At 73.0% G+C, this 21,081-nt stretch carries 22 protein-coding genes and 1 riboswitch; of the genes, 10 read left to right on the forward strand and 12 right to left on the reverse strand.

Annotation, left to right across the window (positions count from 1 at the left end; all coding sequences use genetic code 11):
• Positions 1 to 35 precede the first annotated feature (35 nt).
• The gene (tsaA, locus tag QP089_RS01460; protein ID WP_285909290.1) at positions 36 to 458 is read right to left on the reverse strand and encodes a tRNA (N6-threonylcarbamoyladenosine(37)-N6)-methyltransferase TrmO; all 423 of its coding nucleotides are present in this window, start codon (positions 456 to 458) and stop codon (positions 36 to 38) included.
• Positions 459 to 554: 96 nt separating this feature from the next.
• Positions 555 to 668, forward strand: a riboswitch (TPP riboswitch).
• Between tsaA and thiC the strand changes: the two genes are divergently transcribed.
• Together thiC and QP089_RS01470 are read left to right on the forward strand one after the other, a co-directional pair.
• Positions 664 to 2,388 (forward strand): phosphomethylpyrimidine synthase ThiC, encoded by a 1,725-nt coding sequence (gene thiC / locus QP089_RS01465; protein WP_285909291.1) that lies wholly within the window; start codon positions 664 to 666, stop codon positions 2,386 to 2,388. (Overlaps the previous riboswitch by 5 nt.)
• 244 nt (positions 2,389 to 2,632) lie before the next feature.
• A complete protein-coding gene (locus QP089_RS01470) occupies positions 2,633 to 3,226 on the forward strand; it encodes a TetR/AcrR family transcriptional regulator (protein ID WP_285909292.1) in 594 nt (197 codons plus the stop codon).
• Between the two features lie 4 nt (positions 3,227 to 3,230).
• Here QP089_RS01470 and QP089_RS01475 read toward each other — a convergent pair whose 3' ends face one another.
• From QP089_RS01475 to QP089_RS01485, 3 genes are all read right to left on the reverse strand, one after another.
• A complete protein-coding gene (locus QP089_RS01475; protein ID WP_285909293.1) occupies positions 3,231 to 4,067 on the reverse strand; it encodes a metallophosphoesterase family protein in 837 nt (278 codons plus the stop codon).
• 94 nt (positions 4,068 to 4,161) lie between these two features.
• The gene (locus QP089_RS01480; protein ID WP_285909294.1) at positions 4,162 to 4,665 is read right to left on the reverse strand and encodes an anthrone oxygenase family protein; all 504 of its coding nucleotides are present in this window, start codon (positions 4,663 to 4,665) and stop codon (positions 4,162 to 4,164) included.
• Positions 4,666 to 4,700: 35 nt separating this feature from the next.
• Positions 4,701 to 5,597: an NAD(P)H-binding protein gene (locus QP089_RS01485; protein WP_285909295.1), complete on the reverse strand. Its 897-nt coding sequence runs from the start codon at positions 5,595 to 5,597 to the stop codon at positions 4,701 to 4,703.
• 91 nt (positions 5,598 to 5,688) lie between these two features.
• Between QP089_RS01485 and QP089_RS01490 the strand changes: the two genes are divergently transcribed.
• A complete protein-coding gene (locus QP089_RS01490; protein WP_285909296.1) occupies positions 5,689 to 6,630 on the forward strand; it encodes an AraC family transcriptional regulator in 942 nt (313 codons plus the stop codon).
• 113 nt (positions 6,631 to 6,743) lie between these two features.
• Here the strand turns inward: QP089_RS01490 and QP089_RS01495 are convergent, their stop codons facing one another.
• The 3 genes from QP089_RS01495 to QP089_RS01505 are packed head-to-tail and all read right to left on the reverse strand — an operon-like array spanning position 6,744 to position 11,884.
• Positions 6,744 to 9,536, reverse strand: coding sequence for an alkaline phosphatase family protein (locus QP089_RS01495; RefSeq protein WP_285909297.1), 2,793 nt, complete (start codon positions 9,534 to 9,536; stop codon positions 6,744 to 6,746).
• A gap of 3 nt (positions 9,537 to 9,539) precedes the next feature.
• Positions 9,540 to 10,931 (reverse strand): ABC transporter permease, encoded by a 1,392-nt coding sequence (locus QP089_RS01500; protein ID WP_285909298.1) that lies wholly within the window; start codon positions 10,929 to 10,931, stop codon positions 9,540 to 9,542.
• Positions 10,928 to 11,884 (reverse strand): ABC transporter ATP-binding protein, encoded by a 957-nt coding sequence (locus tag QP089_RS01505; protein WP_285909299.1) that lies wholly within the window; start codon positions 11,882 to 11,884, stop codon positions 10,928 to 10,930. The genes QP089_RS01500 and QP089_RS01505 overlap by 4 nt, the downstream gene beginning before the upstream one ends.
• A gap of 239 nt (positions 11,885 to 12,123) precedes the next feature.
• On the opposite strand from QP089_RS01505, the gene QP089_RS01510 reads away from it, so the two are divergent.
• Complete coding sequence (locus QP089_RS01510) at positions 12,124 to 12,501, forward strand: peptidase inhibitor family I36 protein (RefSeq protein ID WP_285909300.1); 378 nt, start codon at positions 12,124 to 12,126, stop codon at positions 12,499 to 12,501.
• 20 nt (positions 12,502 to 12,521) lie between these two features.
• Here QP089_RS01510 and QP089_RS01515 read toward each other — a convergent pair whose 3' ends face one another.
• The 3 genes from QP089_RS01515 to QP089_RS01525 all read right to left on the reverse strand — a co-directional run bounded on the left by QP089_RS01515 (position 12,522) and on the right by QP089_RS01525 (position 14,504).
• Positions 12,522 to 12,686, reverse strand: a complete 165-nt coding sequence (locus QP089_RS01515; protein ID WP_285909301.1) for a hypothetical protein — start codon at positions 12,684 to 12,686, stop codon at positions 12,522 to 12,524.
• A gap of 157 nt (positions 12,687 to 12,843) precedes the next feature.
• On the reverse strand, positions 12,844 to 13,041 hold the full coding sequence (locus QP089_RS01520; protein ID WP_285909302.1) for a three-helix bundle dimerization domain-containing protein: 198 nt from the start codon (positions 13,039 to 13,041) through the stop codon (positions 12,844 to 12,846).
• Between the two features lie 95 nt (positions 13,042 to 13,136).
• Complete coding sequence (locus QP089_RS01525; RefSeq protein ID WP_285909303.1) at positions 13,137 to 14,504, reverse strand: hypothetical protein; 1,368 nt, start codon at positions 14,502 to 14,504, stop codon at positions 13,137 to 13,139.
• 186 nt (positions 14,505 to 14,690) lie between these two features.
• On the opposite strand from QP089_RS01525, the gene QP089_RS01530 reads away from it, so the two are divergent.
• From QP089_RS01530 to QP089_RS01550, 5 genes are all read left to right on the forward strand, one after another.
• Positions 14,691 to 15,422, forward strand: a complete 732-nt coding sequence (locus QP089_RS01530; RefSeq protein WP_285909304.1) for a GntR family transcriptional regulator — start codon at positions 14,691 to 14,693, stop codon at positions 15,420 to 15,422.
• A 106-nt stretch (positions 15,423 to 15,528) separates the two neighbouring features.
• The gene (gene ulaA / locus QP089_RS01535; RefSeq protein ID WP_285909305.1) at positions 15,529 to 16,962 is read left to right on the forward strand and encodes a PTS ascorbate transporter subunit IIC; all 1,434 of its coding nucleotides are present in this window, start codon (positions 15,529 to 15,531) and stop codon (positions 16,960 to 16,962) included.
• Between the two features lie 25 nt (positions 16,963 to 16,987).
• Positions 16,988 to 17,290, forward strand: a complete 303-nt coding sequence (locus QP089_RS01540) for a PTS sugar transporter subunit IIB (protein ID WP_285909306.1) — start codon at positions 16,988 to 16,990, stop codon at positions 17,288 to 17,290.
• Complete coding sequence (locus QP089_RS01545; RefSeq protein ID WP_285909307.1) at positions 17,287 to 17,724, forward strand: PTS sugar transporter subunit IIA; 438 nt, start codon at positions 17,287 to 17,289, stop codon at positions 17,722 to 17,724. The genes QP089_RS01540 and QP089_RS01545 overlap by 4 nt, the downstream gene beginning before the upstream one ends.
• On the forward strand, positions 17,717 to 18,460 hold the full coding sequence (locus tag QP089_RS01550; protein ID WP_285909308.1) for a sugar isomerase domain-containing protein: 744 nt from the start codon (positions 17,717 to 17,719) through the stop codon (positions 18,458 to 18,460). The genes QP089_RS01545 and QP089_RS01550 overlap by 8 nt, the downstream gene beginning before the upstream one ends.
• A gap of 18 nt (positions 18,461 to 18,478) precedes the next feature.
• Here QP089_RS01550 and QP089_RS01555 read toward each other — a convergent pair whose 3' ends face one another.
• Positions 18,479 to 19,015, reverse strand: a complete 537-nt coding sequence (locus QP089_RS01555; protein WP_285909309.1) for a hypothetical protein — start codon at positions 19,013 to 19,015, stop codon at positions 18,479 to 18,481.
• Between the two features lie 103 nt (positions 19,016 to 19,118).
• On the opposite strand from QP089_RS01555, the gene QP089_RS01560 reads away from it, so the two are divergent.
• Positions 19,119 to 19,349 (forward strand): EF-hand domain-containing protein, encoded by a 231-nt coding sequence (locus QP089_RS01560; RefSeq protein ID WP_285909310.1) that lies wholly within the window; start codon positions 19,119 to 19,121, stop codon positions 19,347 to 19,349.
• A gap of 60 nt (positions 19,350 to 19,409) precedes the next feature.
• On the opposite strand, the gene pgi is transcribed toward QP089_RS01560, so the two are convergent.
• Entirely contained in the window at positions 19,410 to 21,041 is a 1,632-nt protein-coding gene (pgi, locus tag QP089_RS01565) for a glucose-6-phosphate isomerase (protein WP_285909311.1), read from the reverse strand.
• Positions 21,042 to 21,081: the final 40 nt, after the last annotated feature.

The following is a 21,081-nucleotide window of genomic DNA, read 5'->3' on the forward strand; positions in this document are numbered from 1 at the left end:
GGCCGTGGCAAGGACCGCGGCCGCGCACGGGCAGGTCAAAGCCCTGGAACGTCTCCGATCACGGGCTTGAGGTCCAGCACCGGCGTGCCGTCGAGCGCCTCCAGCCCCCGCACCCGCAGCCGCCGCCCGGTGACCTGGAGGATCTCCACCGGGTGCAGGCCGACCGGGTTCGGGCGGGCCGGGGAGCGGGTGGCGAACACGCCGGTCTCCGGGTTGGCCGGGTCGTCGCGCGGCCGGGTCCGCAGCACGTCCCGCGGCGCGAGGTGCAGCCAGGTCAGCACGATCACCCGGTCGCCCGCGCCCAGCCCTTCGAGGGCGCCGACGTAGGGCGGCTCGAAGACCAGCCACGCGTCGGGCGCGCCTTCCGTGCCCTGTTTGGGCGCGTCGGCCCGGTCCTTCAGTTCCGACGACACGTGCCCGACCGGCGTGAGGACGAACTCCCCTTGGACGTTCCGCATGCCCCGATCCTTCCAGGCGGAGGCCGTCCGCGCGGGCGCGTTCTAACCCACGGGCGCCGGTTGCGGCAACGGGGGTGGGCCGGGTTACCGTCGAGCACGACAGATCGCGGGGGTCCGGCGAACCGGGCTGAGATAGCGGCTGAGACGGCCGCTGACCGCATGAACCTGACCGGGTAATGCCGGCGTAGGGAGAGATCGAGTCGTCATGACCGAATCCGTGGTTCCAGCTGCCCGCAAGACCTACCTCCAGGGCTCCCGGCCCGGGATGCGCGTCCCGATGCGGGAGGTGCCGCTGACCAACGGCGACGTCGTCGTCCTGTACGACACGTCCGGGCCGTACACCGACCCCGAGCACGAGACCGACGTCCGCAGGGGCCTGCCCGCGCTGCGGGAGGCGTGGATCGCCGGACGCGGCGACACCGAGCCGTACGAGGGGCGGCCGGCGCGTCCCGAGGACGACGGCCGCCGCTCCGCGCCCGTGTCCGACGGGCTGCTCCCCCGCAGGCCGCGCCGGGCGAGCGGCGGCGCGGTGACCCAGCGCGCGTACGCGCGGCGCGGCGAGATCACCGCGGAGATGGAGTTCGTCGCGCTGCGCGAGGGCGTGGCGCCGGAGTTCGTCCGGGCCGAGCTGGCGGCGGGCCGGGCGGTGCTGCCCGCCAACGTCAACCATCCGGAGACCGAGCCGATGATCATCGGCCGGAATTTCCTGGTGAAGGTGAACGCCAACATCGGCAACTCGGCGGTGGCGTCCTCGGTCGAGGACGAGGTGGAGAAGATGACGTGGGCGACGCGCTGGGGCGCCGACACGATCATGGACCTGTCGACGGGCCGGGACATCCACACCACCCGCGAGTGGATCCTGCGCAACTCGCCGGTGCCGGTCGGGACCGTCCCGCTGTACCAGGCGGTGGAGAAGGCGGGCGGCGACCCGGCCGAGCTGACCTGGGACGTCTTCCGCGACACGGTGATCGAGCAGGCCGAGCAGGGCGTGGACTACATGACCGTGCACGCCGGGGTGCTGCTGCCGTACGTGCCGCTGACGGCGCGGCGCAAGACCGGCATCGTCTCGCGCGGCGGGTCGATCATGGCGGCGTGGTGCCTGGCGCACCACGAGGAGAACTTCCTCTACACCCACTTCCGCGAGCTGTGCGAGATCTTCGCGGCCTACGACGTCACCTGGTCGCTCGGCGACGGGCTGCGGCCGGGCTGCATCGCCGACGCCAACGACGAGGCGCAGTTCGCCGAGCTGCGCACCCAGGGCGAGCTCACGAGGATCGCGGCCGAGTTCGACAACCAGGTGATGAACGAGGGGCCCGGCCACGTCCCGATGCACAAGATCAAGGAGAACGTGGACCTGCAGCAGGAGTGGTGCGACGGCGCGCCGTTCTACACGCTCGGGCCGCTGACCACCGACATCGCGCCGGGCTACGACCACATCACCTCGGCGATCGGCGCCGCGATGATCGGCTGGCACGGCACCGCGATGCTCTGCTATGTCACGCCGAAGGAGCACCTCGGGCTGCCCGACCGCGACGACGTCAAGGCCGGCGTGATCGCCTACAAGATCGCGGCGCACGCCGCCGACCTGGCCAAGGGGCATCCGGGCGCGCAGGCGTGGGACGACGCGCTGTCGGACGCGCGGTTCGACTTCCGCTGGGAGGACCAGTTCAACCTGTCCCTCGACCCGGACACCGCCCGGGCCTTCCATGACGCGACGCTCCCGGCCGCGCCCGCCAAGACCGCGCACTTCTGCTCGATGTGCGGGCCGCACTTCTGCTCGATGAAGATCACCCGGGACGTCCGCCGGTACGCCGACGAGCACGGCCTGGCCGAGGACGAGGCGCTCGTCGCCGGGATGCGGGAGAAGGCCGGGGAGTTCCGGGCCGCCGGCGGCCGCGTCCACCTGCCGCTGGCCCCCGGCGGTTCCTGACCGGCGACCGGACCGGGACACCGGTCACCCGCTTCCCTCCCGCCCGCCCTGCCCACCGGAGCCCGCCGCGGACCTCGCGCCCGCGGCGGGCTCCGGCCGTCCGGGTTCGCCGCCGCGGGACCCGGTGCCCGCCCGGGGCCGGCGCCGCGCGCTGCGACTAGACTTCGGGGAACGTTCCAACACCGCGGACCGCTCCCCTCCCCGCCGCGGCACCGCATGCGTCAGGGAAGGACCGGGGAACCAGGTGACCAGCGACGACACGCCGCGCACCCGCGCGCCGCGCGCGGACGTCCGGCGCAACCGCGCCCGGCTGCTGGCCGCCGCGCGCGAGATGTTCCTTCGCGACGGCGCGGGCGCCTCGCTCGAAGGGGTCGCCCGGCTCGCGGGCGTCGGCGTCGGGACCCTCTACCGCCACTTCCCCACCCGGCAGGACCTCCTGGAGGCGCTGCTCGCCGACTCCTACGACGCACTCGCCGAGCGGGGCCGGGAACTGCTGGAGTCGCCGGAGCCCGGGCGGGCGCTCATCACGTGGCTGGACGAGTTCGTGGCAGCCGTCTCCCGGTTCCGGGGGACGGCCCCGTCCGTCCTGGTCTCGCTGACCGGCGAGCGCTCGGAGGCGTTCGGGTCGTGCCGGGCGATGCGGGACGCGGGCGAGGCCCTGTTCGCCCGCGCCCAGGAGGCGGGCGAGGCGCCCGCCGGCGCCGCGTTCCTGGACGTGCTGAAGCTCGCGGGCGGCATCGCGATGGCCGCCGAGCGGGAACCGGACGCCGCCGGGCGCCTGCTGTCCCTGGCCGCGTCCGGCATCGCGCCCGGAGCGGCCCGCGACGCGTCCGGCTGAGGCGTCAGGTCCGGACAGGGACGGGCAGGACGCGGCGCGGGCCCTTGGGCGCGCCGCCGTGCCGGCGCCATTCGCGCGGGTAGCCGACCGACACCTCGATGTGGGGCACGCCGTCGGTCCAGATCGTCCGGGGGATGTGCAGGTGCCCGTACACGACGGCGACGGCGCCGAACCGGTCGTGCCAGCCGGCGGTGCGCTCGGTGCCGCACCACTGCGCGAACTCCGGGTACCACAGGACGCGGGTGGGTTCGCGGACGAGCGGCCAGTGGTTGACCAGCAGGGTGCGGGTGCCGGGGGCGAGGGCGGCGAGGCGGGATTCGGTGTAGGCGATCCGGGCGTCGCACCAGGCGTCCCGGGTGGGGTGCGGGTCCGGGTGCAGGTAGACCTCGTCGGTGCAGACGACCCCGCTCTCGTGCGCGATGGCCAGCGCCTCCTGCTTGGTGCGCGCGCCGTCCGGCCGGAACGTGTAGTCGTACAGCAGGAACAGCGGCGCGACCGTGACCGGGCCGTCCGCGCCGTCCCAGACGGGGTAGGGGTCCTCGGGCGTCAGCACGCCGAGCCCGCGGCACATGTGGACGAGCCGCCGGTACCGGGCCTCGCCGCGCAGCGCCACCGGATCGTCCTTGATCGTCCACAGTTCGTGGTTGCCGGGGACCCACAGGACGCGCTCCCACCGCCCGGCCAGGACGCCCAGCGCCCACTCGACGTCGGAGAACCGCTCCGCGACGTCCCCCGCGACGATCAGCCAGTCGCCCGGCGACTCCGGCTTCAGCGCCTCCACGAAGGCGCGGTTCTCGGGGAAACCGACGTGCAGGTCGCTGATCGCGTACACACCGCTCATCCAGCGATCGTAAGCGCAGAACGGGCGCGGCCCGCGCTCGGTGGCGAGCGCGGGCCGCGAATGCCGGCGGGGAGGCGGCGGGAGCGGGCGGGGATCAGCCGTTCCTGCCCCACAGGTAGGCGCCGGCGCCCATCGCGAGGAGGCTGACCCAGCTGAACACGGCGCGGACGGTGTTCCACGAGGTCCAGCGGCCCGAGTAGTCCGACCAGATCTTCGCCGCTTCGGCGGCGTCCTTCGGGATGTGCACGCCGTCCAGGTCGTTGTTCATCGGGATGTTCACCGCGAAGCTGGGGAACAGCGCGCCGAGAATGTACACGCCGGCCGCGGCGAGGAACAGGATGCCCGCGGCCTTCTGGTCCATCGTCATGAGCAGGACGCCCGCCGCCGCCGCGAACACCGGCAGCAGCATGAACATCCCGACGAACAGCGGGTTCTGGATGCGCTGGTTGATGGTCTGCATGGCGTCGATCGCCGAGGCCGGCCGCGAGCCGTTCAGGCCCGGCATGACGCCGGTGGAGAAGCCGAAGAACGTCCCGGCCATGCCGGCGGCCATGATGATCGAGAGGGTGGCCGAGGCGGCCGCGAAAGAGAACTTCATCAGATCGTCCGATCAATCAGTGGGGTGGGGAGGGGTCAGGCGTTCCAGATGCCGGTGGCGGCGGTCTCGCGGGCGTAGGCGGAGAAGTCGCGGGCCTCGCGGCCGAGGGCGCGGCGGACGCCGTCGGCGGGCTCGGCGTTGCGGCCGTCCAGCACGGTGGTGAACAGGTACGTCAGCAGGCCGATGACCTCGTCGGGCAGGCCGTGCTCCTGGAGCGCCGCGGCGTAGTCGTCCGCGCCGATCTGGACGTAGGCGATGTCGCGTCCGGCGGCGCGGCCGATCTCGGCGACCGCCTCGGCGAAGGTGAGGGCGCGCGGCCCGGTGACCTCGTAGGTCTCGCCGGCGTGCCCGTCGCGGGTGAGGGCCGCGACCGCGACGTCGGCGATGTCGTCGGCGTCGGCGAACGGCTCTGGCACGTCGCCGGCGGGCAGCACGACCTCGCCCGCGCGGACCGGGTCGAGGAGGTAGTCCTCGCTGAAGTTCTGCGCGAACCAGGCGGCCCGCACGACGGTCCATTCGAGGCCGGAGTCCCGGACGACCCGCTCGCAGGCCCGCGCCTCCTCCTCGCCGCGTCCCGACAGCAGCACGACCCGCCGCACTCCGGCGGCTGCCGCCGCGGCGGTGAACGCGCCGATCGCCTCGGGCGCGCCGGGGGCGGCGAGGTCGGGGTAGTAGGACAGGTACACCGCCTCGACGTCGCGCAGGACGGGCGCCCAGGTCGTCTCGTCGGTCCAGTCGAAGCCGGGGTCGGCCGAGCGGGAGCCCATCCGCACGGGGACGTCCAGGGCCTCCAGCCGCTCGACGACGCGCCGGCCGGTCTTGCCGGTGCCGCCGAGGACGAGGGTGAGGCCGTTCTCGCCGATGGCCCGCGTGCTCTTCACCGCGGTGCCCGTGCTGGTGCCCGTGCTGGTGTTCGTGCTGCTGTTCGTCATGCCCTTGAGTCAACCGCCGGGCGCGTCCGTCCGACATCGTTGAGAAGCTCGCCCCCATACGCGAGCGTCCACACCATTTACGCTGGGCGGCATGGACGCTCTGACCGACCTTCTCGACGGCCCCCGCGCACGCGGAGCGTTCATGATCCGCTCGATGCTGAACCCGCCGTGGTCGGTGCGGATCCAGGACGAGGCGCCACTGACGCTCGTGGCCATGGTCCGCGACGAGGCGTGGGTGATGCCCGGCGCGGGCGAGCCGCTGCACGTCCGCCCCGGCGACCTGGTCATCTGCCGCGGTCCCGACCCGTACGTGGTCGCCGACGACCCGGCGACCGAACCGCAGGTCGTCATCCACCCGGGGCAGCTCTGCACCACCCCGGACGGGACGAGCCTGTCGGAGGCGATGGACCTCGGCGTGCGCGCCTGGGGCACGGACCCGGACGGCAAGGCGGTGATGCTCGTCGGCACCTACGAGACGCGCGGCGCGGTCACGCAGCGGCTGCTGGCCGCGCTGCCGCCGCTGGCGGTCGTGCGCGGCGACGACTGGCGGACGCCGCTGGTGGGCCTGCTCGACGAGGAGATCGTCAAGGACGAGCCAGGCCAGGAGGTCGTCCTCGACCGGCTGCTGGACCTGCTGCTCATCCAGACGCTGCGCGCCTGGTTCTCCCGTCCCGAGGCCGAGCAGCCCGGCTGGTACCGGGCGCACGGCGACCCGGTCGTCGGGCCGGCGCTGCGGCTGCTGCACGACGACCTGGCGCACCCGTGGACGGTCGCGGACCTGGCCGCCAAGGTCGGCGCCTCCCGCGCGGCGCTCGCGCAGCGCTTCGGCAAGCTGGTCGGGGAGCCGCCGATGGCGTACCTGACCGGCGTCCGGCTGGCGCAGGCCGCCGACCTGCTGCGCGAGAGCGACGCCACGCTCGACGCCGTCGCGCGGCAGGTCGGCTACGGCACCGCCTTCGCGCTCAGCACCGCGTTCAAGCGGGAGCACGGGATGAGCCCGCAGGAGTACCGCTCCGGCGCGGCGACGGCCTGACGACGGCCTGACACCGGCCTCGCAGCCGGATCACGCGAGGCGGCGCATGGACGGGCGGCCCGCCGGGACTCCCCGGCGGGCCGTGTCACGCGTCGCGCGCGGGCCGGCGAGCGTCAGCCGTCGGCGTCGGGCGACGGCAGGTAGCGGCCGGGCACCTCGGCCGGGGCGAGGATCTTCTTCTCACCCGGGTACGGCTTGGTGAAGCCGTGCGTCAGGTACCACGTGTAGTGGTCCATTTGGTCGGGGTTGGCGCGGTCGGGCTGCGGGTTCTGGTCGTTCTGGTGCTGCTGCCGGTTCCACGCCTCCCACAGGTTCGCGACGCCCTTCTCCCCCGCCGGCACCGGCGGCGTCGGCGACTGCGCGGGGGCGAGCGAGGCCTTGGTCGTCGGGACGGGGTCGTCGCCGCAGGCCGGCGGGGATTTGAGCCCGTAGGTCAGCGGGACGCGGTTCTGCACTGCAGTGAACGGCGTGTTGTCGGGCCGTCCGGTGAACGCGGTGAACATCGGGGTGGCCGCGCTGTCCTTCTGGTTCATCGGCCTGACCCCGAGGATCTGCTCGATGGTGCGGATCACCGTGATCTGCGAGTAGTAGTGGCTGTCGACCTTGCCGTGGTTGGCGTAGGGGCTGATGATCTGCACCGGGCCGCGCGCGCCGTCGACGTGGTCGACACCGTCCTGGGTGTCGTCCTGGATGACGAAGATCGCGCTGTCCTTCCAGTACTTGCTGTGCGAGATGTGGTCGACGATGCGGCCGACCGCGAGGTCGTTGTCGGCGACCTGGGCGATCGGGTTCGGCGCGCCGCCGGTGTGGTCGCTGGACAGCCAGAACATGTTGAGGTTGCCCGGCCCCTCCGCGTCGAAGTGGCGCTTCCAGATCTCGTACCGGTAGATGTCGGGGATGTTGGTGTCGAACTTCGGGTAGTCGTGCGCCGTGACGTCGTTCAGCGACGGGATCGGCGAGGACGAGTCGGTCTTGATGGTCGTGTTCTGGCCGGTGTCCGCCATGGTCCTGGCGTCGCAGTAGAACTGCTGCCACGTCGCGGTGGACGGCTTGGTCTCGAACTGCAGGAACTCGCCGTAGTTCTTGACGGTGCCTCCGGCCGCCTGGACGCCGCTCCACAGCGTGCCGGAGCGCTGGTGGCCGAGCGCGTCGTCCTCGGTGTCGTAGCTGCGCGTGTACGCGCCTGCGCCCGACTCGGTGTACTCGGGGTTGTCGGATTGCATCAGCCAGTTGTGGCCCTCGGCCGAGTTGGTGCCGACGTCGTAGGTGTTGTCGTAGAGCCCGAACTGCCTGGCCAGGGCGTGCTGGTTCGGTGTCGCGTTCTCGCCGAACTGCGCCAGCGCCGGGTCGCCGTTGCCCCGCTTGTCGTCGCCGAACACCTGGTCGTAGGAGCGGTTCTCCTTGACGATCAGGAAGACGTGCTTGATGGTCGACGGGTCGCCGAGCCGGACCGGGACCGGCACGGGCCGCGCGCGGCCGCCGGTGCGCAGCCCGACCAACGAGGCGGCGTCCCAGCCGTTCTGCTGGAACACCCGGACCGTGTAGGCCCGGACGAGCCGGTCGTCCGGCAGCGTGAATCGCAGCAGCGAGCCGGTCGAGTCGTGGGTGTTGTGGCCGGTGGCCGGGGACGTGCCGGCCCCCTTGTCGATCGTGCGGGTGGGGCCGCGCTCGCCGATGCCGCGCAGGTTGGTGACCACGACCTGGCCGCCGACGGTCGTCACGTTCTCGGGGAAGTAGTCGGTCGGCAGCAGGCCGACGTACCGGACCGGCTCCTTGGGGCTCGCGTACCGGTAGACGGCGAGCGCGTTGGCGCGGCCGAGTGTGACCAGCAGGCGGCCGTCGCCGGTGAGGGTGATGCCGTCGGGCTCGTAACCGACCTTGGCGCCGGGCCACGGCTGCGTCGTGATGGTCTGGACGACGGCGTCCTTGGCGGTGTCGACGACGGAGATGGTGTCGCTGCCGGTGTTGGCGACGAACAGCACCCCCTTCGCCGCGTGCAGCGCGGTCGGGTGCAGGCCGACGTCGATCGACTTCACCGAGGCGCCCGTGTCGGCCACGTCGATGACGCTCAGCGTGCCGGTGGTGACGGCGCCGGTCTTCGGGTCGGCGGGGACCTGGGTGCCGTAGGAGTTGAGCGTCTGGTCGCCGTCCTTGGCGGGACGCCCGCCCTCGTTGCCGACGTAGAGCTTGTCGCCGACCAGGGCCATGTCGCGTGGAGCGTTCCCAACGCTCCAGCTGTGCTTGATCGTCCCCGTCGCCGGGTCCATGGCGACGACGCGGTTCTGGCCGTTGACGGCGGTGTACAGGGTGGCGCCGTCGGACGAGAACACCGCCTGGGCCGGCAGCGGGTGCTTCGATCCGTCGTTCGGGATCGTGATGAACGTCGGGGCGCCGACGGTGCCGTCGGCGTTCACCGGGAACCGGTTGAAGCCGTTGATCTGCGGCATCCAGAGGGTCCTGCCGTCCGGGGAGTAGGTCGGCCCCTCCTGCCCGACGTTGTTGTTGGAGATCTTCAGGTCGGCGTCGGCGGAGGTGCCCGCCTGCTGGAGGATCTTGTAGTTCTTCAGGTCGACGATCGTCAGGGCGATCGACCGGTCGGTGGTCAGGGCCGCGAGGTGCCGGCCGTCCGGGCTGACGGTCGAGGAGAGCAGCTTGCCGTTGTCGACCAGCAGGCGGTCGCCGAGCGGCTTGTCGAACTGGTCGCTGGCCAGGAGCGTCCCCAGGCCGGTCGTGTCACCGACCTTGTGGGTGCCGAACGCGTGCGTCGAGGCGAACGCGACGCCCCCGCCGGTGACGGCGAGAGCGGCGGTACCGGCCGCGACGACCCGGACCCGGCGGCCGGTGAACCTGCGGAAGACCCCGGAGCGGGTCTCCGCGGCGCTCCGGCGCCGACGTGTGACGTGCATGGACTAACCCTTCTGAGCACTGGCGGGGCTGGCGAGCAGGTCGACGTCGCCGTCGAACTGCCACAGGGGGTTGGGCGCATCCCCGCTGGAGGTGCGCACCTGGAAGTAGCCGTTCACCTCCTTCGGCCCGTCGCCGTCGGCGACGTACCGCCCGTCCGCGGTGACGTCGAGCTGGTAGATGGCGGTGCCCGGGGAGGCCACGCCGGGCAGGTGCCACGTCACGACGCACCGCCAGTCGTTGCCGGGCCCCTCGTCGGCGACGCGGGCGCCGCCCTTGTCGCAGGAAGCGGCGGCCCGCAGCTGCGCCTCGGTGACGGCGGGCCGGTGGAGTTCGCGGGTCTGCAACCGGTACAGGTGCGCGTACGACGTGGCGAGGGAGTTCTCGAGCTTGACCCGCGTGATCCCCGACCCGTTCGCCGAGGTCGTCCAGGAGACGACGGCGACCGTGGCGACGAGGAGCCCCGCCAGCGGCAGGGCCCCGGCCATGACGACGCGGCGTCCCGAACCCTCGTAGGTCAGGTCGGTGAAGTCCCGGCGCAGGAACAGCCGGTAGGCCAGCGCGGTGGCGGCGACGGCCCAGACCAGGCTCACCACGAGGCCGATGAGCAGCGGCCGGGTCTGCGCCGGGTCGGTGAACAGGCCGCGCCAGGCGAGGAACGCCTCGCCCGGCAGGGCGACCCGGACGGCCACGGGCAGCGGGAGCATCTGCGCGAGCTGCAACCCCAGCGCGAGGAGCGCGGGCATCAGCAGCCCCATCGGCGAGCGGCCCAGGGCCACCGAGCCGAGCAGCCCGACCGCCGCGAACGCCAGCGTCGGCGCGAGCGCGCAGGCCCAGGCGAGCAGGACGGTCCCGGCCGCGTCGCCGGACGACAGCATGTGGCCGTCCAGCCCGGCGAACGGCCGCGCCCCGGCCGCGGCCAGGCCGCCGGCGATGCCGGAGGCGGCCAGCCCGGCGACCATCGCCAGGATCACGGTGAGGCTGGCGAGGGCCTTCGCCACGAAGATCCGCCGCGGGGAGCGGACCGCCACCAGCAGGTGGCGCCAGGTGCCCAGCCGGTCCTCCGCCGCGAAGACGTCGCCGGCGGCCAGCGACACCAGCAGCGGGAGCGCCCACGTGCACGAGAAGCCCAGGACCACCAGCGATCCCGCCCAGCCGGAGGCGTGCATCCAGCGGCCGAAGACCGTGTCGGCGGGCAGCGAGCTCTGTAGGCTCACCGCGGCCACGAAGGCGGCGGGGCCGATCCAGCACGCCGCGAGCAGCAGCCGGATCCGCCACTGGGAGAGCAGCTTGACCAGCTCGAACCGGTAGGCGCGCCGCAGCCGGGCGGGGCGGGCCTCGACCCCGGCGGGCCCGGTGGTCGCGGTGGTCGCGGTCGTCGCGGTGGACGCGGTCATCGGGAGTCCTCCTCGGTCTCGCCGGGGACGGCCCCGGTCCCGGTCAGGGCCAGGAAGGCGGCCTCCAGCGGAGGGATCACGGGCGCCAGCTCGCGCACCGCGACGCCCGCCCCCACCAGCCGCACCACCAGGTCGTCGAGGGCCTCCACCGGCCCGCGGACGACGAGGGCGGCGGGGGCCGGCCCCCCGCCCGCGCCGCGCACGGTGTGGAGGCCGGGGGTGCCGGACGCCACCTCGCGGGCGGCCGGCGGGTCGGAGGTGAGCAGCCGGTAGTCGAGCTCGCCGCTCTCGGCGGCGAGCTTGCTCACCGGCCCGGAGAACACCACCCGTCCGGTGGACAGGATGGTGACCTCGGGGCACAGCGCCGCGAGGTCGTCCATCCGGTGGCTGGACAGCACCACCGCGGCCCCGCGGGCGGCCAGCTCGGTGATGACGCGGTGCACATGCCGTTTGCCTGCCGGGTCCAGGCCGTTGGCCGGCTCGTCGATGACGAGCAGCCGCGGCTCGGTGAGCAGCGCGGCGGCCAGCCCGAGCCGCTGGCGCATCCCGAGCGAGAAGCCCCGGACCCGGTCGTCCGCGACGTCGGTGAGCCCCACCTGCTCCAGTGCCGCGCCGATACCGGTGGAGCCGTGCCCGCGCAGCGCGGCCAGCGCGGAGAGGTTCTGCCGCGCGGTGAGCGAGGGGTAGAGCCCGGGCCCGTCCACGAAGCCCGCGACGCCGTCGGGGACGGCGAGCGTCCGCCCGACCTCGGTCCCGAGGATCTCCAGCCGGCCGCCGTCGGCGACCGCCAGCCCGAGCAGCAGGCCGAGCAGCGTCGTCTTCCCGGCGCCGTTCGGGCCGACCAGGCCGTGGACCTGCCCTGCCTCGACCTCCAGGTCGACGCCGTCGAGCGCGACCACCTCGCCGAACGCCTTGGTGATGCCGCGAGCCCGGATCGCCCTGCCTCTGCCCATGCCACTTCCCCACTTCGACGCCGCCGCTGGAACCTAGGGAGCGCGGTTTGCATCGACGGGGCGCGCAGCCGAACGTTGGGCGAATGATCACCGACCGGCCGGGGCGCGGCGGCCGTCACGCCCTGGCCACACCTGCCTCACCAGCGTCATCGGGACTGTGCAGCGCCGTCCGCGCTGGTTACTGTTCGTGCTCGAGTCGTTATTCGGAGTCACCTCGGGGTGACAGTGAGGCGGGGAACATGCGCGTCGGGACTCGGGCCGGTCTGGCCCTCATGATGTCGGCGGTCACAGTGGGGTCGTCGGTGCCGGCGGTGTCGGCGTCGGCTCTCGCGGGCTACGACGCCTGCCCGCGCGGCCGCATGTGCATCTGGCACGACCGGAACGGCGGCGGCGCGCGCCTGTCGTTCGCGCACGAGGCGCGGGACCTGAGCGAGCTGGCCGGAGGGCTCAACGACCACGTGCTTTCGGCGTGGAACCGCACCGGGCACCGCTGGTGCCTGTACGAGAACGCCCGCTACAAGGGCGACAAGCGCGCCGCCGCGAAGGAACCGCTGGTGGGGTCCAAGGGCAACACCAACGAGTTCGGCTACAAGATCAGCTCGCTGAGACCCTGCTGAGTCGGGCGGCCCGGGGTCATTCAGCCCCGGGCCGAGGCCGGCGGCCGGCCCGGAGCCCGGCGTGACACCCGGGCGGACGCGAGGAACGCGGCGGCGCCCTCGGGGCCGGGCCCCCAGAATCCGATCGCCAGGCCGGTGAGACCGGCGGCGGCGACCACGGCGAAGAGCCTGCGGGGACGTGGCATCGGAGTCTCTCCCTCCGGAGGCGTTACGCGCCACGGTAGGAGCGACGTCCGGCTTCGGCGTGAACGCGGAAGAAATGCCGCAGAACGTCCGCCGGGCATGCCGGACGCCCGGCGCAGCGGCGCCGGGCGTCCGGGACGGAACCGGGAGGGACTCGCCTCAGCCGGACAGGTGCGCGCGGGCGTGCCGCTCCACCAGGATGGGGACGAAGTCGCGGATGGGCCGCCCGTCGAAGTCGCGGTGGACGGCCTCGACCGTCCGGGTGATCTCCTGCGGGCTGTGGTCGTCGCCGTAGGTCTGCAACAAGCGGGTGGTGACCTGCTCCATGGCGGTCCTCTCGAAGACCTCGGTGTCCATCGTCCGGCTCCCTTCGGTGGGATTCATCGCCACGAGGAATCCGTAACCGCTCAAGCTCCGCCCCATACGCACGCCAAGCTCTGTTTACCGAATGTTCACCGAGGGCCCCAGGCCGAACGGCTCCCCGCCGGCGTGTACAGGCGGATGTCGTCGACCTTCGCCGTGCCCTCGTAGAAGTTCATGTGCGGGTCGCCGATCACGAACCGGTCCGGATAGGCGGAGCCGGCGGGCCAGGTGTCGTGGTCGACGAGGGTGCCGCCGGGCCCCTTCCAGGTCCAGTCGGCGTTGTAGCGGCCGTCGTAGGCGTCGGATTTCTGGTTGTAGTGCCAGATCGGCTCGCCGTCCTGGACGAACTTGCGGGTGTACCGGAACGTCGCTTGGCCGACGTGCGCGAAGACTCCCGACATCTCCATCGTGTAGGCGCCGTCCCGCCGCTCGACCGCGAAGGTGTACGGGTTCCGGGGCAGCAGTTCCGGGCGCAGGTCGACCGTCGACACGATCGCGCCGCCTTTGACGAATCCGCATTCGCTCTGCATCAGGTACTCGGTGCCGGGCATGGCCGGGTACCGGCGGTCATCGGTCATGAAAATGGCGTTGACGCCGTTTCCGGTGCCGGCGGAGTACGGCTCGTACTGCCTGGTGGCGGGGTTGCAGTACTTGAGCCCGGAGCCGGTGTACTTGTACCTGTTGTAGCCGTCCATGGCGACCTTGCGGTGGCCGTGGATGAAGACGTTGTTGTGCGGCGCCACCTGCCGGTAGTCCATGATCGACATGTAGTAGAAGCCGTTGGAGTCGGTGCGCGCGTCGGCCCATTCGCATTCGGGCCTGGAGAAGTCGCCGCCCGACGCCCAAGGGAAGACGGTCTTGCAGCCGCCCGGCGCGTAGCCGTTGATGCGGCCGTCGGGATAGTCCCACGATCCGTTGCGCTCGCCGCCGAAGTCCAGGCCGCGCAGCGTCATCTCGATCCGGTACTCGGCGGGCAGGTCCCGCGTCGAGCGGATGACGACGCCGCCTCGATAGTCGGGCTCGTCGAGGTTCGCTACGCCGTGACCTGACGTGAGTGTCGGCGCCCCGTCGGGCCGGCCGTCTCCATCGCGGTCGCGCGCCGCGAGTTCGGCGGTGAGCCAGCCGCGCCGGCCGAACGCGAAGGCCTTGCGGTAGGTGCGGACCTTGGCGAGCTGCGTCCGGAACGCCGGGCCGCCGACCGTGGCGAAGTACGCGCCGTCGTTGTCGTACATGTCGACGTCGTACGGGCTGCCGGGTCCGTCGTCGTCGGGCCGCCACGGCACCCGCGCGTCGTCCAGCCGCCGGTCGAAGGTCTCCGCGGCGACGAGGCGCCAGCCGGGCCGGTCCCCCGGCGGGCCGGTGGCCGCCCCCGCCGCTCCCGCCGCCGCCGTGCCCGCCGTCGCGGACAGGATGAGCGGGATCGTGAACGCCAGGCCCGTGCGCACGAGTCCGTGCATGGTGCCGCCTCCCCCGCCGCGCCGGCCCGGCGCGGCGCTCGGCCGGTGTCAGGACGATCTTCGGTGACCGTAGGCCGCGGGCCCGCGGACCGCCACGGCAAACATCGACAAAGTGGTATTGACCAGTTGGCACGACGGGACGTAGCGTGTGCGGCGACGGGATCGGCTCCATGGAAGGGTGGAGGCGTGCGGTCTGGCGGTGAGAGCCGTAACGGGAACACGAAGCGGCAGGCGGTCCGCCGCGAGCTGCTCGCCATGCTCGAGGACCTGGAGCCCGGTGACGCGCTGCCGTCCGAGCGCCGGCTGGTCGAGGACCTCGGCGTGTCGCGGCCCACGTTACGGCAGGCCGTGGACGGCCTCGTCGCGGAGGGCCTGCTCGAGAGGCGGCACGGGAGCGGCACCTACGTCGCCGAACCCCGGATCGCGGTGCCGCTCACCATGACCTCCTTCACCGAGGACATGATCCGCCGGGGCATGAAGCCGGGCGGCCGCGTGCTGTCGTTCCGCACCGAGACCGCGGGGGCGCGGATCGGCAGGCGGCTCGCCCTGTCGCCGACCGAAGAGGTATTTACCATTCGGCGGCTGCGGCTGGCGGACGGCGCCACGATGGCCATCGAGACGCTGTTCCTGCCCCGGGCGCTCATGCCCGGGCTGCGCCGGGACGTCCTGGAGGGCCGGTCGTTCTACGACCTGCTGCGCGGCGCCGGCATCGTGATCGCCTCGGGCACCGAGACGATCGAGCCGACCGTCACCACCCCGGAGGAGGCCGCCGAGCTGGGCGTGCCGGTGCACACGCCGGCGTTCCTGTTCGAGCGGGTGACGCGGGACGAGGACGGCCGGCCGCTGGAGTACGTCCGGTCCCTCTACCGCGGCGACCGGTACCGCCTCGAGCTGGACCTCCGCCCGCCGTCCCACTGACCGCTCTCCGGCGCGCGCCCGGCGCGCGTCCGGGGCACGACCGTCCACCAGCGCTGGCGGGGGCCACAGCGCACGTTCCACCCCTGAGAAGTGAGGCGACTTCACCATGGGCGTCATCAAGGACATCCTCACGTTCCTGGCGAACAACGTCTTCGGCCAGGTCCCGATCCTGATCGGGCTCATCACGCTCGCCGGGCTGATGCTGCAGCGCAAGCGGGCCGAGGACGTCGTCGCCGGCGCGCTGCGCGCCACGATCGGCGTCGTGATCCTGTTCATCGGCGTGGACGTGTTCACCGGCGGGCTGTCCAGCTTCCAGACGGTGCTGGCCAGCGCGATGGGCACGACGCCGCCGCACGCCGACCACTCGCTCACCGACTTCCTGACCGAGCAGGGCGGAACGATCGCGCTGGTGATCACGGTGGCGTTCCTCGCGCACGTGCTGATCGTGCGGCTGTTCCCGGCGGCGCGGTACCTGTATCTGACGGGCCACCTGATGTTCTGGATCAGCACGGTCACCGTCGCGTCACTGGTCACGATCGCGCCGGGCGCGAACCAGGCCACGCTGGTGCTGTGCGGGGCCGGGTTCGTCGCCGCGTACTGGACGCTGCAGCCGCTGTGGATGCGCCCGCTGATGCGCCGCGTCATGCCGGACGACCGGTTCGGATACGCGCACACCAGCTCCCTGGCCTGCCTCATCACCGGGTACGCCGCCCGGCCGCTCGGCAGCCGCGAGAAGCACGACACCGAGAAGCTGACGCTGCCCCGGCAGCTGTCGTTCTTCAAGGACGTCAACATCAGCACCGCGCTGATCATCTCGGTGATCATGCTGCTCGGGGTCGCGTTCGCCGACGACGGCGTGGTGGCCAAGGCCGCCGCCGAGATGGACGCCAAGCTGTCCCCATGGGTGTGGGGGCTGCTGGTGGGGCTGCGGTTCGCGGGCGGCATCGCGATCCTGCTGTACGGGGTGCGGATGTTCCTCGGCGAGATCGTCCCGGCGTTCAAGGGCTTCAGCGACCGGGTCATCCCCGGCACCCGGCCCGCGCTGGACGCGCCGACCGTCTTCCCCGTCGCGCCGACCGCGGTCATGCTCGGGTTCGTGACGTCCACGGTGGTGTTCCTGCTCTGCCTCGCGGTCTCCGCGGCGGCCGGCTGGTTCACCCTCGCCCCGCCCATGATCATGCTGTTCTTCGTCGGCGGCGCGGCCGGGCTGTTCGGCAACGTGGTGGCGGGCTGGCGCGGCGCCGTCCTCGGCGGTGTGGTGTCCGGCCTGATCCTCGCGGTCGGCCAGGGCTTCACCTGGGGGCTCTACGAGCGGACGGCCCCGGAGCTGTCCACCCTCGCCGACCCCGACTGGTACGCGATCGGCTGGCTGCTGAAGGCCGCCGACCCGGTCATCGGCAGGGAGTCGGTCTGGCTGGTGCCGCTCGTCGCGCTCGCCGCGACCGTGGTCACCCTGGTCCTGCTCGGCCGCGCCGAGAAGCGCCGCGCCGCCGCCGAGGACGAGACCGCGCCCGCCGACGCGGCCACCGCGAAGGCCTGAACGACTCACGACGGAGGGAACCGACATGGCACTGGACAGGCGGCTGGAGGTCCTCGCGGTGTGCGGGGTCGGCATGGGCTCCAGCCTGATGCTGAAGATGACCGCCGAGGACGCGCTGAGCTCGCTCGGCGTGGACGCCCGGGTGGAGAACACCGACGTGTCGTCCGCGCGGGGCATGTCCCCGGACGTGGTGATCGGGCAGGGCATGCACACCGGCGAGGTCGCCGACCTCGCGCCCGTCGTCATCACGATCAGCGACTTCCTCGACAAGGACGGCCTGGCCGCGCAGCTGAAGGAGCGGCTGACCGAGCAGGGGTGGATGCCGTGACCGTCATCGCCGCGAACGACGACGTCGCCGCGCGGGACTGGCGCGAGGCCGTCCGGGAGGCCGCCGCCGGCCTGGTCGCCGCGGGCGCGGCCGGCGCGGGCTACCCGGCGGCGTGCGAGCGGGTCGTCGAGGAGAACGGGCCGTACATCGTGCTGACCAAGGGCCTCGCGCTCGTCCACGCCCGTCCCGAGGACGGCGGGCTGGCCGTCGGCGTCGGTGTGACCCGGCTGGCGGCGCCGGTGGAGTTCGGGCATCCCGACAACGACCCGGTCGACCTGCTGCTGGCGTTCTGCACGCCGGACCCGGACGCGCACGTCGGCACGCTCGCCGCGCTGGCCCGGTCGCTGTCGGGCGGGCTGGCCGACCGGCTGCGGGCCGCGCCCGGTCGGGAGGAGCTGGCCGGCGCCCTCAAGGAGGCCGTGCCCGATGCCTGACGCCGCCCGGCAGCGGCTCCCCGGCCGGGTGCGCTCCCTGCTCGACGACCTCGACGCCGCCTCCGGCGAGGCCATCGGCGCCGCGGCCGCGCTGCTGCTCGACGCGGTCCAGGCGGGCGGGATCGTGCACGTCGCCGGGGCGGGGCACTCGCTGGTCATGGTGTGCGAGACGTTCTACCGGGCCGGGGGCCTCGCCGCGGTGCGCCCGATCTGGGCGCCGGACGTGCTTCCGCTGGACGACGCCGTGCGCAGCACCCGCGCCGAGCGGCGCGCCGGCGTGGGCCGCGCCGTCGTCAAGGAGGCCGCGCCCGTCCCGCCGGACGTCGCGGTGGTGTTCTCCACCAGCGGCAGCAACCCGTACCCGGTGGAGATCGCCGAGGAGTGCGCGGCGCGGGACGTCCCGGTCGTCGCGGTGACCTCGGCGCGCGCCGCGAGCGGCGCCGCCGTCCGGGCCGCGACCACGCTCGCCGACCACGCCGCGATCGTGGTCGACACCCGGGTGCCGCCCGGGGACGTCCTGCATCCGCCGGAGGCGCCGCGGACCGCCGCGGTCTCCACGATCCTGGCCGCCTACGCCTGGTCGCGGATCCTCGCCGACCTGGACGACCTCGCCGCCGCGCGCGGCGTGGAACCGCCCCGGTGGACGAGCGCGAACGTGCCGGGCGGCGACGAGCGGAACACCGAGCTCATCGCCCGCTACCGGCACCGCGTCCCCGAGCTGACCGGCGGCGGCTGACCGCTCTCGGTCCTGCGGCTAACCCGCCGGGAGGCCGACCTGGTCGGGGACGGTCCGGGGCAGCTCCCGCAGCCAGGACGCCAGGTCGTCCGGCCACCAGCGGCCGGGCGACAGCCGGCCGAGCTCCGCGGCGACCCGCGACGGCGAGGAGGGCGCCGGGACGACGCGCGCGGGCGCGGCGCCGGCCAGGACGCCGAGCCACCAGTGCCGCGTCGTCTCGGGAAGCCCCTCGGGGTCGAGGACGACGTAGTAGTCGGGGAGCTGCACCCGGCCGGACCGCAGCGCCGCGACGGCCTCCTCGACGGCGACCTCCAGCGGGCCGGGCGCCGACACCCCGTCGAAGAAGGCGGTCCAGGCGTCCCGGACGGCCGCGAGCGGGTCGTCGTCGTGCACCACGTAGGTGCCGCCGGCGCGACCCACCAGCGCGGCGAACTCGGCGGGCGGGGTGTCGCCGCGGGCGAGGGCGCGGACGTTGCGCAGCCCGCCCAGCCCGGCGAGCACGTCCCCGGCCCGCTCCCCCGCCACGACGATCACCGTGGTGCTCGATCGGCGCATGCCCGAAGTCTATGATGCGAGGCATATCAGACCAGCTCAGTCCCCCGAGGGGGGACGACCCCCACACCCCCGGCCCGACTTCGTCGGGGATCAGAGGAGCGCGATGACCACCAGGCCGACCGAGGACGATCTTCTCGCCGTGTTCACGAAGGCGGACCTCGGCAAGGACGAGCGGCTCGACCTGATGGAGTTCACCCTCGTCCTGGAGCACCTCGGGCTGTCGTGGACGCGCGCGGAGACGCAGGACCGGTTCGAGAGGGCCGACGCCAACCTCGACGGGTTCATCTCCTACGGCGAGTACCGGGCGATCCTGGAGGAGCAGGGCTGGGCCTGACCACGGGCGTAACGGAACGGGCCCGCCGGCGTGACCGGCGGGCCCGTTCCGTCGCAGCGGTCAGACCCGGCGGCCGCGCAGCTCGCGGTACCTGCGGACGAGTGCGGCGGTGGACGCGTCCGGCGCGTCCGACGGCGGCTCTTCCGAGGTGAGCGCGGGCGCGAGGTCCTGCGCCATCACCTTGCCGAGCTCCACGCCCCACTGGTCGAAGGAGTCGATGCCCCAGATCGTCCCCTCGACGAACACGATGTGCTCGTAGAGGGCGACCAGCTCGCCGAGCGTCTTCGGGGTCAGCTTCGGCACCAGGATCGTGCTGGTCGGACGGTTGCCCGGCATCACCTTGTGCGGCACGACCGCGGCCGGGGCCCCCTCGGCGGCGATCTCGTCGGCGGTCTTGCCGAACGCGAGCGCGGACGTCTGCGCGAGCAGGTTCGCCGTCAGCAGGTCGTGCATCCCCGCCCGGTCCTCGAACGGCTCGGCGAACCCGATGAAGTCGGCCGGGACCAGCCGGGTGCCCTGGTGCAGCAGCTGGTAGAAGGCGTGCTGGCCGTTGGTGCCGGGCTCGCCCCAGAAGATCTCGCCGGTCTGCGCCACGACCGGCGCGCCGTCGGCCCGCACCGACTTGCCGTTGGACTCCATCGTCAGCTGCTGCAGGTAGGCGGGGAAGCGCGACAGCCGCTGGCTGTAGGGCAGCACGGCGCGGGTCTGCGCGCCGAAGAAGTCGGTGTACCAGACGCCGAGCAGGCCCATCAGCACCGGCATGTTCGCCTCGAACGGCGCGGTGCGGAAGTGCTCGTCGACCTCCCGGAAGCCGGCCAGCATCTCGCGGAACGCCTCGCCGCCGATCGCGACCATCAGCGAGAGCCCGATCGCGCCGTCGAAGGAGTAGCGGCCGCCGACCCAGTCCCAGAACCCGAACATGTTGTCGGTGTCGATGCCGAAGTCGGCGACCCGCTCGGCGTTGGTCGACACCGCGACGAAGTGCCGCGAGACGGCCTTGTCGTCGCCGAGGCCGTCGATCAGCCACTGCCGGGCGACCTTGGCGTTGGTGAGGGTCTCCAGCGTGCCGAACGTCTTGGAGCTGATGACGAACAGCGTCCGCTCGGGGTCGAGCCCGGCGAGCTTGCCGACGATGTCGGCCGGGTCGATGTTGGAGACGAACCGGCAGGAGATCTCCGGGTCGGCGTAGTCGCGCAGCGCCTCGTACGCCATCGCGGGCCCGAGGTCGGACCCGCCGATGCCGATGTTGACGACGGTGGCGATCCGCTTGCCGGTGAAGCCCGTCCACTCCCCGGACCGGACGCGCTCGGCGAAGCGCGACATCTTGTCCAGGACGGCGTGCACGTCGGCGGCGACGTCCTGGCCGTCCACCGCCAGCGCCTCGCCCGGCGGCAGCCGCAGCGCGGTGTGCAGGACCGCGCGGTCCTCGCTGACGTTGATGTGCTCCCCCGAGAACATCGCGGCGATCCGGTCGCGCAGCCCCGCCCGCTCGGCCAGCGCCACCAGCAGCCGCAGCGTCTCGCCGGTCACGCGGTGCTTGGAGTAGTCCAGGCAGAGGTCCGCGGCGGTCACGGTCATGCGCTCAACGCGTCCCGGGTCCTCGGCGAACAGCTCGCGCAGATGCCGGCCGGCCAGCTCCGCCTGGTGCTCGGCGAGCGCCGTCCATTCGGGCGCCTCGGTGATATCAGCCATTGCCTCTCTCATCTCCTCGGCGGGGCCGGCCGGGCGCCGT

The organism is Actinomadura opuntiae (assembly GCF_030283205.1).
Lineage (GTDB): Bacteria > Actinomycetota > Actinomycetes > Streptosporangiales > Streptosporangiaceae > Spirillospora.

Coding starts and splice junctions, on each gene's coding strand:
- QP089_RS01550 (WP_285909308.1), top strand. CDS start 17,717: ATGCCTGACGCCGCCCGGCAGCGGCTCCCCGGCCGGGTGCGCTCCCTG.
- QP089_RS01510 (WP_285909300.1), top strand. CDS start 12,124: ATGCGCGTCGGGACTCGGGCCGGTCTGGCCCTCATGATGTCGGCGGTC.
- QP089_RS01520 (WP_285909302.1), bottom strand. CDS start 13,041: ATGGACACCGAGGTCTTCGAGAGGACCGCCATGGAGCAGGTCACCACC.
- QP089_RS01560 (WP_285909310.1), top strand. CDS start 19,119: ATGACCACCAGGCCGACCGAGGACGATCTTCTCGCCGTGTTCACGAAG.
- QP089_RS01525 (WP_285909303.1), bottom strand. CDS start 14,504: ATGCACGGACTCGTGCGCACGGGCCTGGCGTTCACGATCCCGCTCATC.
- QP089_RS01475 (WP_285909293.1), bottom strand. CDS start 4,067: ATGAGCGGTGTGTACGCGATCAGCGACCTGCACGTCGGTTTCCCCGAG.
- QP089_RS01480 (WP_285909294.1), bottom strand. CDS start 4,665: ATGAAGTTCTCTTTCGCGGCCGCCTCGGCCACCCTCTCGATCATCATG.
- QP089_RS01490 (WP_285909296.1), top strand. CDS start 5,689: ATGGACGCTCTGACCGACCTTCTCGACGGCCCCCGCGCACGCGGAGCG.
- QP089_RS01555 (WP_285909309.1), bottom strand. CDS start 19,015: ATGCGCCGATCGAGCACCACGGTGATCGTCGTGGCGGGGGAGCGGGCC.
- QP089_RS01540 (WP_285909306.1), top strand. CDS start 16,988: ATGGCACTGGACAGGCGGCTGGAGGTCCTCGCGGTGTGCGGGGTCGGC.
- QP089_RS01500 (WP_285909298.1), bottom strand. CDS start 10,931: ATGACCGCGTCCACCGCGACGACCGCGACCACCGCGACCACCGGGCCC.
- pgi (WP_285909311.1), bottom strand. CDS start 21,041: ATGGCTGATATCACCGAGGCGCCCGAATGGACGGCGCTCGCCGAGCAC.
- QP089_RS01495 (WP_285909297.1), bottom strand. CDS start 9,536: ATGCACGTCACACGTCGGCGCCGGAGCGCCGCGGAGACCCGCTCCGGG.
- QP089_RS01505 (WP_285909299.1), bottom strand. CDS start 11,884: ATGGGCAGAGGCAGGGCGATCCGGGCTCGCGGCATCACCAAGGCGTTC.
- thiC (WP_285909291.1), top strand. CDS start 664: ATGACCGAATCCGTGGTTCCAGCTGCCCGCAAGACCTACCTCCAGGGC.
- QP089_RS01515 (WP_285909301.1), bottom strand. CDS start 12,686: ATGCCACGTCCCCGCAGGCTCTTCGCCGTGGTCGCCGCCGCCGGTCTC.
- tsaA (WP_285909290.1), bottom strand. CDS start 458: ATGCGGAACGTCCAAGGGGAGTTCGTCCTCACGCCGGTCGGGCACGTG.
- ulaA (WP_285909305.1), top strand. CDS start 15,529: ATGGGCGTCATCAAGGACATCCTCACGTTCCTGGCGAACAACGTCTTC.
- QP089_RS01485 (WP_285909295.1), bottom strand. CDS start 5,597: ATGACGAACAGCAGCACGAACACCAGCACGGGCACCAGCACGGGCACC.